At 37.6% G+C, this 12,788-nt stretch carries 12 protein-coding genes; 4 read left to right on the top strand and 8 right to left on the bottom strand.

The genetic code is table 11. The annotated features are described in order from the left end of the window. Nucleotides 1-132 precede the first annotated feature (132 nt). Nucleotides 133-744 (top strand): FMN-binding negative transcriptional regulator, encoded by a 612-nt coding sequence (locus BLR53_RS19060; protein WP_074591806.1) that lies wholly within the window; start codon nucleotides 133-135, stop codon nucleotides 742-744. 41 nt (nucleotides 745-785) lie between these two features. Here the strand turns inward: BLR53_RS19060 and BLR53_RS19065 are convergent, their stop codons facing one another. Next, nucleotides 786-1,235: an SRPBCC family protein gene (locus BLR53_RS19065; RefSeq protein WP_074591807.1), complete on the bottom strand. Its 450-nt coding sequence runs from the start codon at nucleotides 1,233-1,235 to the stop codon at nucleotides 786-788. Nucleotides 1,236-1,334: 99 nt separating this feature from the next. Further along, entirely contained in the window at nucleotides 1,335-4,115 is a 2,781-nt protein-coding gene (locus BLR53_RS19070) for a hybrid sensor histidine kinase/response regulator transcription factor (protein ID WP_074591808.1), read from the bottom strand. 323 nt (nucleotides 4,116-4,438) lie between these two features. Between BLR53_RS19070 and BLR53_RS19075 the strand changes: the two genes are divergently transcribed. The 3 genes from BLR53_RS19075 to BLR53_RS19085 all read left to right on the top strand — a co-directional run bounded on the left by BLR53_RS19075 (nucleotide 4,439) and on the right by BLR53_RS19085 (nucleotide 8,330). Continuing rightward, a complete protein-coding gene (locus BLR53_RS19075; RefSeq protein WP_425312235.1) occupies nucleotides 4,439-5,779 on the top strand; it encodes a sugar porter family MFS transporter in 1,341 nt (446 codons plus the stop codon). Nucleotides 5,780-5,797: 18 nt separating this feature from the next. Then, nucleotides 5,798-6,727: a carbohydrate kinase family protein gene (locus BLR53_RS19080; RefSeq protein ID WP_037444245.1), complete on the top strand. Its 930-nt coding sequence runs from the start codon at nucleotides 5,798-5,800 to the stop codon at nucleotides 6,725-6,727. Between the two features lie 61 nt (nucleotides 6,728-6,788). Then, complete coding sequence (locus tag BLR53_RS19085) at nucleotides 6,789-8,330, top strand: glycoside hydrolase family 32 protein (RefSeq protein ID WP_218123003.1); 1,542 nt, start codon at nucleotides 6,789-6,791, stop codon at nucleotides 8,328-8,330. A gap of 328 nt (nucleotides 8,331-8,658) precedes the next feature. Here the strand turns inward: BLR53_RS19085 and BLR53_RS19090 are convergent, their stop codons facing one another. The 6 genes from BLR53_RS19090 to BLR53_RS19110 all read right to left on the bottom strand — a co-directional run. After that, the gene (locus BLR53_RS19090; RefSeq protein WP_234797542.1) at nucleotides 8,659-8,886 is read right to left on the bottom strand and encodes a hypothetical protein; all 228 of its coding nucleotides are present in this window, start codon (nucleotides 8,884-8,886) and stop codon (nucleotides 8,659-8,661) included. 201 nt (nucleotides 8,887-9,087) lie between these two features. Continuing rightward, nucleotides 9,088-10,668 carry a CHAT domain-containing protein gene (locus BLR53_RS19095; RefSeq protein WP_074591810.1) on the bottom strand — a complete coding sequence of 527 codons (1,581 nt, stop codon included), beginning with the start codon at nucleotides 10,666-10,668 and terminating at the stop codon, nucleotides 9,088-9,090. Nucleotides 10,669-10,923: 255 nt separating this feature from the next. Continuing rightward, nucleotides 10,924-11,181, bottom strand: coding sequence for a hypothetical protein (locus BLR53_RS19100; RefSeq protein WP_074591811.1), 258 nt, complete (start codon nucleotides 11,179-11,181; stop codon nucleotides 10,924-10,926). A gap of 467 nt (nucleotides 11,182-11,648) precedes the next feature. Then, the gene (locus tag BLR53_RS19105; RefSeq protein WP_074591812.1) at nucleotides 11,649-12,086 is read right to left on the bottom strand and encodes a phage integrase SAM-like domain-containing protein; all 438 of its coding nucleotides are present in this window, start codon (nucleotides 12,084-12,086) and stop codon (nucleotides 11,649-11,651) included. A gap of 15 nt (nucleotides 12,087-12,101) precedes the next feature. Continuing rightward, entirely contained in the window at nucleotides 12,102-12,269 is a 168-nt protein-coding gene (locus BLR53_RS20015) for an Arm DNA-binding domain-containing protein (RefSeq protein WP_176763565.1), read from the bottom strand. Nucleotides 12,270-12,464: 195 nt separating this feature from the next. Continuing rightward, nucleotides 12,465-12,788: transposase (locus BLR53_RS19110; RefSeq protein WP_143007916.1), on the bottom strand; the 324-nt coding region annotated here is incomplete at its 5' end.

Below are 12,788 nucleotides of genomic sequence, written 5' to 3' on the forward strand. Positions count from 1 at the left end.
TATTTGGGAGAAAACCTGCCGGAGCACTGGTAAATTAGTCAGTTTACAACATTCCATCTTAGAAAAAGAGATGGAGCTGTTTTAGCCGCAAGTGGTTTAGATTAAGTATTTTTGAATTCAATAACATCTCATATGTATATCCCTAATGGTTTTCAGTTCGACAACGACGAGGAAAAAGTAGCTTTTATGAAGCAATATAGCTTCGCCACAATAATTACCACAAAAGACAATTTTCCGATAGCTACACAGCTACCTTTTCTTGTAGAAAAGAATTCAGACAAGCTGGTCTTAAGTTCGCATTTTGCCCTGGCCAATGAACAAGCTAAGATTATAACGGAAAATATCTCACTGGTTATCTTCACGGAACCTCATGCGTATATTTCACCCAAACACTACGAGAAAAGGGAGAGCGTACCAACATGGGATTATATTGCCGTACATGCCTATGGAAAGGCTAAGATTTTAGATGATGAAACATCTAAATTGAAAATACTGGAACGGATGATACATTTCTATGAAAAAGACTACCTACAGCAATGGGATGGTCTAACTGAAAAATTTAGAACCGGAATGATGCGCGGCATAGTTGCTTTCGAATTGGAGGTGTCAGACCTGCAGGGGCAAAAGAAATTAAGCCAGAATAAAACAGTGGCAGAGCGTGACAGAATTATAGAACAACTGGAAAACGGTGGTAATACAGTAGAGAAAGATCTTGCAAAATATATTCGTGAAGAAAACAAATAACCAGCTGTACCACTGTTAAATCGTAATTTAAAACGACCAAATCAGGTATCTTGTATCTGAGGTTCTACCAGCTTTGCCAATTTTTCCAGAGATTCCTGCCAGCCTAAATAGCACATCTCTAAAGGGATAACTTTGGGAATACCCTCCTGAGTGATTTTTATCTCGGTGCCTGCAAAAGTTTTTCGGAGCCAGACTGAAGTTGTCATCTCACCCGGGAGATTAGGGTCATCAAATTTATTTGTGTATTTCAGGAACTCGTTGGGTTCAATACTAATATAGTATCCGCCAAATGAATGGCTGTTGCCGGTTGAGAAATTTTGGAATGACATGCTGTAAGAACCTCCGGTCTGTACATCCATTTGATGGACGGTACAGAGAAATCCATAAGGAGGAAGCCAGGAAGCAATTGCCAGGGCTTCAGTAAAGGCGCGGTATATCTTCTCCGGAGATGCCTTGAGGATTCTGTGGAGTGAAACGGCATTGTCTGACATATGATTTAGTTTTAGGTTAGAATCAATAACATAAAGATGGCATGAAAATTTGGTTTTTAAAGGGGGGGCTGAATCTACATTCTCGTTTCTATTTTAAGATTATGATTGTTTAGATTGACTATTGTTTTTTTTAAATTCACTTGGGCGCATTCCATATTTTGATTTGAAAACTGTTGAAAAGTAATTTGGGGAGGAAAAGCCTACCATATAGGTGATTTCTGCGATGCTGTATCTTTCGTTAATTAATAGGTATTTTGCTTTCTTTAATCTTCTGCTCATGATGTAGTCGGTTACACTGCAGTCTAACAGCGCTTTGACTTTTCTATACAACTGCACCCTGGAAATTCCTATTTCTTTACTGATTTCATCTACACTAAAATTTTCATTGGAAAGGTTTTGTTCTACGATTCCGGAAAAGTCATTTATGAATTTTTTGTCCAGCGATTTTGATATAGGTGGTTTTCCTGAACTGCTGATGTCGCTCATATAATGGCTTTTGAGCAGGTAGCGGTTTTTTAACAAACTCTTTACGGTGGCCACCAGATAGTCGTAGTTGAATGGCTTTATAATGTAAGCATCCGCCATGCTTTCCATTCCATTAATTTGCTGTTCCAGGCTACCGTGAGCAGATAATAAGATGATAGGGATGTGTGAGGTCCTGATATCCGATTTTAGTTTTTCGGTTAGCGAACGTCCTGATAAGCCCGGTAGAATGAGGTCTGATATAATCAGGTCTGGTACCTGTTCGTATGCCGAAGCTATTCCATTTTCACCGGTGTTTGCTAGGAAAACTTCATAATCTTGTTCAAGTTTATTGCCCAGGTAATTCAGAAGGTCAGCATTATCTTCAATAATTAATACCGATTGCGGTTTTATTGTTCTTAATAAATCCGGGTTTGTATACTCAGGGATGTCATTTAGCCCCGTAGTGTAGATTTTTGCATCTTCATATAATAGGTCTTTATTAGCTTTCCCTCTTAATTTTTCTTGTTCAGTAAAGTGATCCTCTCCCAATTGAAGCTGAATGCTAAATTTGGTTCCCTGGGATTTTGTGCTTTCGACGTTAATATTACCATGATGGAGGATCATCAGTTCCTTGGATAAGGATAAACCAAGTCCCGAACCTTTGGCCGTATTTGTTTGAGCTTGATAGAAATGCTCAAAGACATGATCAATCTCTTCTGCGGCAATTCCGGGCCCATTGTCTTTAATCGAAAGCGTTACAGACGTCGAAGTATGAGTTATTTCTACGTAAATGACCCCATTGGCGGGTGTGAATTTTAAGGCATTAGATAATAGGTTGAAGATAACTTTGTCGAGCATATTGACGTCCAGCCATACCTTAATGTTCTGGGCATCTGTGAGGAGTCTGATTTCAATATTTTTCTTTTTTGCACTATGCTGGAAGCTTTCCAGTATGTCAGCTACAAAACTGACAATATTGTTCTGAGAAACACTTAATAGCATTTTATCATGTTCAATCTTGCGATAATCGATGAGCTGGTTGATGAGTCTTAGCAGCCGATAAACGTTCTTTTGAATGAGATTTAGGTTGTTTTCTGCCCCCGCCTTGATTTTTTCATTTTGTATCAGGTCTTCTAAAGGGGATAAAATCAGGGTGAGTGGCGTGCGAAACTCGTGAGACATATTGGTGAAGAAGTTTAGTTTAGCTTCTGTAGCTGCCTCAGCTTTACTCGACATTTCTATCAATTGATTCCGCTGATTTAATATTTCAATGTTATTTGTTTCCAGGTTTTTATTAATTTTTCTGTTTTCTAGCAAAGCGTAGAGGGCAAGTCCTCCAAAAACTACAGAGAGCACAAGAGCGATTACTGTTACATTAAGAATGATTTGCTGGTTTTTGAACAGGGCCTTCTGTTCTTCCAATAAACTTCCCTGTCGTTCAATGTCTTTCTGCTGACTGATAAATTTGTTCCATTGGAGCTTCATGAGCTCAACATTTGTAGAATCGATTACAAGCGACTGTAAAATGTTTTCTTTAGAAAAGGATTCTTTGTTGAGGATTTTAAAGGCAGTACTTATGGCTTCTTTTCCTCCGGTGGGATAAACCACGCTTGCGGTTAAACTTCCACTACTAACCATCTCCAAGCCTCCCCCTTGTCCTGGCAGGGCATCAACCCCGATTACTTTGATCTGTTTTTTATCCAGGAGTGTATTTATAACTTTTCTGCTTGCTGAGGCCATCTGATCGTTATGTGCAAAAATGGCATCTATGTTTATCAAAGAATTTTTGATTTTATTCAGCTGCTCTTTGGTGTCTTCTCCGAGCCAGTTTCCATAAACCTGATTGGTAATTTTAATATCCGGGTATCTTTTCAATCCCTGGATAAATCCCCTCTGCCGCTCTATAGTGGGTGAGGAACCTGGGAGTCCTAAAACCTCCACTATATTTCCTTTGCCCTTAAGTACTTCGCCAGCATATTCGCCTGCCATTTTTCCAATCTGGAAATTGTCTGCACCCACGTAAGCAGTATAAGCTGATGAAGCTGTTTTTCTATCTATGATAATTACAGGGATACCCTTATTGTAGGCTTGTTCCACAACTGGCGTCAGGGGTTGGGCCTCATTTGGCGATATGATCAGTATATCAATTCCCTTACGAATCATGTCCTGGGCCTGCAACACTTGAAGTTTACTATTTCCATTGGCTTCTTTATAGATCAGTTTGGCACCCGGGTGTAAGGAAAGTTCAATTTTAATCTCTTCAAGCATGGTTTTTCGCCATAGGTCTGAGCCAATGCATTGTGAAAAACCAATGGTATAGGTAGGGTTTTCCTTCTGCTTTTCACAACTACTGAAGCCGAAGGTTAAAAGAAAAAGTAGGATAAAGCTTTTAGGCAGGTAAAATTTGGTTTTCATGGTATTGTTTCAAATTCCAGAGCGGAACAGCGGAAATAAGTAATAGTTGGTGATGGTTATGCAGGGAATTAATTTAAATATATAGAAAAGGCAGAGATAACAGAAATACGGTCAGTCCAGAGCTAATCGCCGTTGAGTTATGGAGGTATCAAAACCTAACCTTATTTGATTCGAAATTGAAGGTTTATAATAATCAGTGTTAGCTTTGAATTATAACTGTCTGATTATTAGTCTTTTGTTTGTTTATTGAAATTTGTAGTTTTTAGAAACGATTTTGATGGTTTTGCTTCAGGCTTTGATCTAATTTACGATCATTAACCAATATAAACTTGAGCATGAAAAAATATTCCGTCCTGGCATGGTCCATGGTCGTAGCCCTGGGTGGCTTTCTTTTTGGATTCGATACAGCAGTTATTTCCGGTGCTGAAAAATCAATCCAGCAATTTTGGCATTTATCTTCTTTTGAACATGGCTTTACAATTTCGATAGCACTAATAGGTACAGTAATCGGATCACTTATTGGCTCCAAACCTTCCGATCAATTTGGGCGTAAAAACACTTTGTATTTTGTAGCTATCGCTTATTTGCTTTCTTCTATAGGTACTGCACTGGCTTTAGATTGGTCTGTATTTCTCACTTTTAGATTTCTTGGTGGATTGGGCGTGGGAATATCCTCTGTGACTGCGCCCATCTATATATCGGAAATCTCCCCTGCGCACAAAAGGGGACAGCTTGTTGGTTTATTCCAGTTCAATGTCGTTCTGGGGATCCTGATTTCTTATTTATCAAATTACCTGATTAGTCAGGGGGGCGAATCCTCCTGGAGATGGATGCTTGGAGTTCAGGCATTTCCTTCTTTATTGTTTTTGGTGCTGATTTATTTCATACCGGAGAGCCCTAGATGGCTGGTGTTAAAAAAGGGTGCTAATGAAACTGCTTTGAAGATACTAAGAGTTATTAATCCAGTTAATTGCGAACAAGAACTTGCCGCTATTCAGAACTCAGCATTAAAATCAACATCAGGAAATGATGAAAATCTTTTCAGTAAGAAATATCGGACTCCGGTGATGCTAGCCATACTTTTTGCATTTTTTAATCAGGTTTCTGGGATTAACGCCATTATATATTACGCACCCCGGATTTTTGAGATGGCAGGATTAGGCGCCCACTCTTCTTTACTCTCAACAGTAGGGATTGGCATGGTCAATTTTATTTTTACGTTGATTGCCATCAATTTTATCGATAGAATTGGTAGAAGGGTGCTGATGCTGGTGGGGTCTTTTGGATTGATTGCTTCTTTATTCCTAGTTGGATTTACCTTTTATACAGAGAATTTCTCTGGCTTTGCAATCCCTGCCTATATCATGCTATTTATCGCATTTTTTGCTTTTTCTCAGGGAGCGGTCATCTGGGTTTTTATTTCTGAGATTTTCCCCAATTCTGTTCGCGCCAAAGGTCAGACCCTCGGTAGTTCTACGCATTGGATCATGGCCGCAATTATTGCATTTTGTTTTCCTTATCTGGCAGAAACATTTGGAGGGGCGACCACCTTTTTCTTCTTTGCAGCGATGATGTTGCTTCAGCTAATTTTTGTTTGGAAACTGATGCCAGAAACTAAAGGCAAATCATTAGAGCAAATAGGGACTAATTTAATCATGCATTAATCTTAATAAGATATCGGTATGAATCTTTCGAAAATAAAATCGGTGGTATGTTTTGGCGAAATTCTTTGGGATATTCTGCCAGATGGAAAAAGGCCGGGCGGTGCTCCGATGAATGTAGCCTATCACCTGTATAAATTAGGCCTCCAGAGTCATTTGATAAGTAGTATCGGAAATGACAAGGCCGGGATAGAGTTATTAGATTTTTTAAACAGAATAGGTGTATCATCGGACTGGATACAGACTAATGCTCACTATGACACCAGTCAAGTACTAGCCTCTATTAACCAGGCAAATGAAGTAAGTTATGAGATTGTAGCACCGGTGGCCTGGGATTATATCCATTGGGACAATGAGATGGAACAATTAATCAAAGCAGCTGATGCATTTGTGTTTGGAAGTCTTGGCTCCAGAAATGAGACTTCCAGGGCTACCTTAATTAAGATGTTGGAACATGCTAGTTATAAGGTTTTTGACGTAAACTTAAGGGCACCACATTACAGTCCTGAATTTGTATCAGATTTACTTAGGCATGCTGACATGGTCAAAATAAATGCTGCTGAACTCTGTTTGATTGCAGAATGGAATGGGATTGATTATTCAAAGGAACTGGAATGTATTGAAGCCATTTTTAGCAAGTTTGGGATGAATGAAATCCTGATTACTAAAGGCGCGCATGGCGCGACCTATTACAATAGAAACCTGACCTATGAATATCCTGCATATAGTATCAATGTAGCGGATACCATAGGGAGCGGCGATTCTTTTCTTGCTGCATTCCTCGCTATGAAGCTCGCTGATGAGCCATTAGAGATAGCGTTGGATTATGCAGTGGCCATGGGTGCCTTTATCACAGCACAGTCGGGGGCTTGCCCTGAGTATTCAAAATTCGATTTTGACAGATTCATCTGGAAACGAAAATGGTGTGAATCACTCAAACTAACCAAATAGGTCTATTTTACTATAAATGTCATAGCTCACCATCCATGCCGCTCATTAAAAACTAGAACACATGAATATGAACCGTAAAACTTTAATGATTGCTTTTTTTAGTGTAATAACATTAGGAAGTTCTTTTTTAAACGTGGTAAAAGCCCAGCAGCAAGCAGCTGCAGGAGCTGAACAATATCGTCCTCAATTCCATTTTTCTCCAAAGGAACATTGGATGAATGATCCCAATGGAATGGTTTATTATAAGGGTGTCTATCACCTTTTTTATCAATATTATCCTAAGGGAACCGTGTGGGGCCCGATGCATTGGGGCCATGCCACCACTAAAGATCTGTTCAATTGGCAGGAAAAACCAATTGCGTTGTTTCCCGATAGCCTGGGATATATTTTTTCGGGAAGTATTGTGGTCGATAAAAAGAATACTTCCGGGCTTGGTAAAGATGGAAAAGTACCTCTTGTTGCCATATTCACACACCACGATCCTAAGTTGGAAGAGAAAAAATTAAATACATTTCAGACTCAAAGTATTGCTTATAGTCTGGATGAAGGAAATACCTGGAACAAGTATTCGGGAAACCCGGTGATTAAAAACCCTGGAGTCACCGATTTTAGAGATCCAAAGGTGATGTGGTATGAGTCTGGGGAAAAATGGATCATGACGCTGGCAACTAAGGATCGAATCACCTTTTATTCATCCAAAAATTTAAAGGAATGGAAGAAAGAGAGCGAATTTGGAAATGATTTGGGAGCACATGGTGGAGTATGGGAATGTCCTGACTTATTTCCTATGGAGCACAATGGAAAAACCATTTGGGTTCTGCTAGTGAGTATCAATCCAGGCGGGCCTAATGGTGGTTCTGCGACACAGTACTTTACGGGTAGTTTTGACGGTAGTAAATTTATAGCCGACTCAAAAATAGAGAAGTGGCTGGATTATGGGACTGACAACTATGCAGGTGTTACCTGGTCAAATACGGGTAAGCGAAAAATATTTATTGGATGGATGAACAATTGGCAGTATGCTAACCAGGTTCCCACTAAGGCCTGGAGAGGAGCGACTACTATTCCCAGAGATCTATATTTAGCACAAACATCTGGACAATATTATCTACGTTCTGTTCCTGTGAAAGAAATGGATCAGCATCTAAGCTCGGTTTATAAAAAAGCAACTTTAACGTTCGGCAACGAAATTGACCTTTCCGGTTATACCAAAGATCTGAATGGACAATTAAAGTTGGATTTCAACTTCAATGCGACAAGTAGTATGGAGATTGTATTGAGCAATAAGGCAGGGGATAAACTATTAGTCGGATATGACAGCAAAAGCAAAATGTATTATATCGATCGTACCCATTCGGGTGCCACAGATTTTGAAAAAGATTTTGCTAAAAAACATAGCGCCCCGAGGATAGCTGTATCTGAGAATGCCAAAATCAGTTTGATACTTGATGTTGCATCTGCGGAACTTTTTGCTGACGATGGATTGACAGTGATGACTGACGTGTTTTTTCCAAGTACGCCAATTGACAGTGTGAAATTATCTGGGAATGAAAATCAAAAATTGACTAATCTTTCAATTTCTTCAATTCCAACATTTAAGTAAAGTTAAAATGCTTGTTTTTCATGAACTGATTCATGGGTTACCGGTTAGATACTAAATAGACGGGGAAATCACCGCAAGCATAATTTTTTGCTTTTCATGTAAAAATTTAGTCGCTGATTATTCATTTTTCAAAGGTGATCATTGGATAAACCGTAGTTTTTGGCATAACAAAAGCCTGCAATCATTTGATTGCAGGCTTTTGTTTGTTCTGGTACTATTTCACGTGATCCCGCTGGGATTTAGATCTTTGCGAAAATCAGCGTTTATTCATTAGGTCGAAGGTTTTGAAATTGATACTCACCGCTTGAACGTGTGCCTAATAAGTCACTTAGTTCATTTTCAGATAAATCATTTGTTCCGTTCGAAACTTTATAGCTTCTATTGGATTTGGATAAGAAACAGGATAACGTGCTAGTTCATATTCTTTGATTAATAGGCTTAAGATTTCTAATTCATCAGAAATTGCAGAGCCTTCTACGATATCAGTTTGCATCAACTCATACACATGAGCCAGAGCATCATCGTATTCTTTCTCAGTTTTAATTGGTTTTAACATTGTATATTTTTGCTGAAAATGCCATTATTGAAGATAATTATGAAATGTCCAAATACTATTTTAAAGTATCCGTTCTAAAATCATCAGTGGAATATTGTTCTACAGAATATCGACATCTCTTCTAAAAGCATCATTTTTCTTTGCTAAAATCATTGAACAGTTTCACTATAGATTTTATTCAATTAATAGGTTAAGCTATAATTACATCTTCACTCCATCAAACCAGATCTCAGGAATATCCTGTTGATTTTCGTCAGATGTCGTCAGATGTACCAGACCGAAGTTGAATGAATCATAAACTGATTTTCCTTCCCCCAAAGCTTGATAGAAGCCTTTTGAAAATTCCGTTGCTGCCACAACACCTACAGTATCATTCATACCAATTACGTACATGTTTTGTTGTGAAATAATCTCTGCCTGATTACTGGAATAACATGAACTTAATATAACACAATTTATTTTCCCCTTGAATAACTTGAATAACCTTTCCAGTGAAGAATTTGGTACGAGGATTGTGCTCCCATTATCTTCCTCCATAGCTATACCGCTAATATCACCATGTCCCGTGAAATGGAGTATTTGTGGTTCAAACTGCATCAACTCTCTAGTTAAAGTAGCTAGTTTAGCACCATGTTTAAAGCTAATTTCAAATGTGTCTCTTTGGGTTGAAAGTTGAAGAGCTTCCTCAATCAATCTCTGTTCCATGCCTGCATTTAAGATAGACTGATCATTTGGGCTTGAAGCAATAAACAAGATCTTAGTACGCTCCTTTAGTGTTTTTTCCATTGTGTTTTTTTCAATAAGCCAATAAATTTTATTCTTTATTGCATCCTCCCAATCGGCCAATTTTGGGTCATACTTGATAACCGTCCATCCTTCATTATCGAAAATAGACTTTGCACTGTCGTGGATTTCCTCATACTGTGTAAGCCCAATAATGCTTTCTGGCTTAGATATTTCTCTTCGTCGACTTATTTCCTTTAAGAGTTTAAGGCCAGAATCTTTTTTTGGATATTGGAGGATAGCCGGCAAATTTTTTTTTAGTGTGTCATAGCGATCTATTAGTGCGAAATCTGAATCATAATTTAATACGAATACATATTGTCTATTAATTCCTTCAAAGTTGATTGGGTCTAACTTAAATCTGAGGTATTCTACAGCGTCTAATTCATCATTACCATATTGTATGATATGTTGTTGTACCTGAGAATCATACTGCCAAGCAGAAATGTTTTTTTCAATCCGAATCCTGCCCATCTCTGACACAACTAAAAATTTCATATTAATTTTATCAGCAGCGAAAAACTCATTTATAATATCTTTGTTGATTTCACTCTCACCTGTTAATGTATTAATATAAAATTCTGACAGCAACCCATAGTACGAGACAGAAATTGCATTTTCCAGCTCCTCTAATTTCGTCCACGCTTGCTCAATTTGACCGTTGATAATGAAAATTTCGAATTCTCTTCTTAAAGTGATGTATTGATTTATCCTTTTATTGAATTGTATAAGCAAATCAAAACACCAAATTAGTTCTTGAGAAATATATGGTTTGGAGCTAATAATGGGGCTGTTTTCACAAATACTTATATAACTAAAAGGAAATGGAGTACTATATACTAAATTCTGAAATTTCACAGGTAGCTTAGCATAGACATATTCCCTGACCTTTGTATCGAATTCGTATTTAAACATCCCCTTAGCTTCAAAATCGGAGATTTTATTTTTTTTTAAGTTATTTATAAACTCTACACGTCTATCTCTTGTTTTCTTAGCCATTAATTTATTAAAATATCATTTAAGATTTAGTTGTTTTTAGTACTCGAATTTAGCCTGAAAAAACTGGAATTTTAACTAATTTGGTTGTACGTACCCTGATATATTGAAAGGCTTATCCTTAGGGGTAAACATTATAGCTGCAAGGGTAATCAATTTCTTTTGCTTCGGTAAGTAGTGAGGCGTAGAATAAAGGTTCAAACTTTTTACTAAACCTAACGAATTGAATAAGCTTAGTGCATTGTATGATATTTGACTCTAGTCTGAAAATGTTTCCCCATCATAATTAGGCCTAGCTCTAACAACCTGTGGAATATCAACAACAGTTGCCATTAAGGGTATTAGGTCTGTAATGACAAAGAAGTTTCGGAAAACCTCATTTATATTTTTATCTGAAAAATTACTATTCTCCAAAGAGACTGTTTTATCGAATTTATGCCAGAGATAAGAAACAATGTTGTTGCGTTTTTCAACTTGATCCTTGTTGTTCCTCAAATCTTCAACTCTATTATTCATAGTGGAACCTAATTTTATAGTAAAGCTATAGATAATTTGTTTATGGTTGATATCTTTATAACTTTAAAATACTGATGACAAAAAAACTCTCAAAAATGCAAAGTTCGGAACTAACAGAACAACTCTTACGTAATGACTGTGATTCCGAAAACTTTCACACCTTTGGTTATGCAAAAATCTTCTCTGGAGGAGTAATTACCATAAGATTTTAGCTTTTGTAACTCAAATTTGGTTTATAATACCTGCTCTAATTGGAATAGTAGTTTGGGTTATGGTATTGATTATCCTGTTCTGAAACTATTAGTTTATTTAGCAATCCCGTTAATAGCCATACAATTTATCTTTTCCTTATGGGCTACACTCTCAGGATGAAACGAAGTATATGCATTAGAATCGTCAGCTCGTTACAATACTTTAAATTCAAAGTATAAAACCTAGCTGTTTTTTTAGATACAGACCTTAATAATTTAAAATCCAAGTTTGAGCAACTTGAAAATTGAATATGATTCCCCTAAGTTCTTTACGTTTTTAACCACATAGTTATTCTCGCAATCTTTATCGGATCTTAAATAATAGTCAAAATCATTCAGGAAGACTTGATCTACTCTTTTAATGTCCATATCCGCCAGATCGTATTTAGAAAAAATAAAAGCTGATAAGTGTTTTTCTAAGACCTCATAGCGGTTCAATGTGCCCTGTACGTAACCTTTACCCACCAAGGACTGCATCTTTTGGTTATGATCTTTGACTGCCTCTAGTAGAATATGAGAGCCATCCATTTTGCCCAGATACCTGCATTTAATGGCTTCGGAGGTTATCCCGAGACCGAAACCAACCAACTCCTGATGTGCCTGATAAAATGGAATTTTGCAGTTGATCCAAATAGGAATTAAGCATCTTCGCATCTTCTTTAGTTCCGATTAGTCGGCTGGCTCGCTTACTCCAACGGCTTGGGTTGCAATCCCTGCTGGACGCGATTTCTGCACATTACCATCAACCGTAATTCTCATGTAAATAGGGGTGTTGCCGCTGATGTAGTTCTTTTTCTTTTTCAGATAAAAAAGCAGGCTTAAGTTCGTTTTCATCATTCAATCATTAAGGGTGAAACAAAATTAGCTTTGCAGTTTGACGATCACAAGATGTTCAGTTGGTAACTACCTGTTCAGTATTTGAATATGTCTCATTCGGTGAGTAGGGCAAATTTTCCAAACGACTCACCGAATCGCTCACTTTTTTTATGAGAATCGGGGATCAAGTTATAAACTTGTGGAGCAGGCTCTTTTTTAAGCATACATTTGTGTTAGGCGATACAAGAAAAACTCAGTGCTTCTTAGTCCTCTAAACTGGCTTCTAAATGCCTTTATCTTTGCATTGAAAGACTCAGCTGAAGCGTTCGTTGATCTCTGATCAAAGTAGTTTAGGATAGTCTCATAATGATGTTTGATTGAGCGGGATATTGTATTGAAAGATTTAAATCCAGATTGTCTGACGCTTTCGTGCCACTTAGCTAACCTTGCCAGACCATAAAGTTTGTCGGTGGTTTTCTCGAAGATGTTACTCAGGTTTAGGCTTAAGTTGTAAGCTTGCTTAAGTTTAGGATATCTTTC

This window comes from Pedobacter antarcticus (genome assembly GCF_900103515.1).
In the GTDB taxonomy this organism is placed as follows: Bacteria; Bacteroidota; Bacteroidia; order Sphingobacteriales; family Sphingobacteriaceae; genus Pedobacter; species Pedobacter antarcticus.

Excerpts from the sequence above, each read along its gene's own strand:
- BLR53_RS19060 (WP_074591806.1), top strand. The coding sequence starts at position 133 with ATGTATATCCCTAATGGTTTTCAGTTCGACAACGACGAGGAAAAAGTA.
- BLR53_RS19065 (WP_074591807.1), bottom strand. The coding sequence starts at position 1,235 with ATGTCAGACAATGCCGTTTCACTCCACAGAATCCTCAAGGCATCTCCG.
- BLR53_RS19070 (WP_074591808.1), bottom strand. The coding sequence starts at position 4,115 with ATGAAAACCAAATTTTACCTGCCTAAAAGCTTTATCCTACTTTTTCTT.
- BLR53_RS19080 (WP_037444245.1), top strand. The coding sequence starts at position 5,798 with ATGAATCTTTCGAAAATAAAATCGGTGGTATGTTTTGGCGAAATTCTT.
- BLR53_RS19085 (WP_218123003.1), top strand. The coding sequence starts at position 6,789 with ATGAATATGAACCGTAAAACTTTAATGATTGCTTTTTTTAGTGTAATA.
- BLR53_RS19090 (WP_234797542.1), bottom strand. The coding sequence starts at position 8,886 with ATGTTAAAACCAATTAAAACTGAGAAAGAATACGATGATGCTCTGGCT.
- BLR53_RS19095 (WP_074591810.1), bottom strand. The coding sequence starts at position 10,668 with ATGGCTAAGAAAACAAGAGATAGACGTGTAGAGTTTATAAATAACTTA.
- BLR53_RS19100 (WP_074591811.1), bottom strand. The coding sequence starts at position 11,181 with ATGAATAATAGAGTTGAAGATTTGAGGAACAACAAGGATCAAGTTGAA.
- BLR53_RS19105 (WP_074591812.1), bottom strand. The coding sequence starts at position 12,086 with ATGCGAAGATGCTTAATTCCTATTTGGATCAACTGCAAAATTCCATTT.
- BLR53_RS20015 (WP_176763565.1), bottom strand. The coding sequence starts at position 12,269 with ATGATGAAAACGAACTTAAGCCTGCTTTTTTATCTGAAAAAGAAAAAG.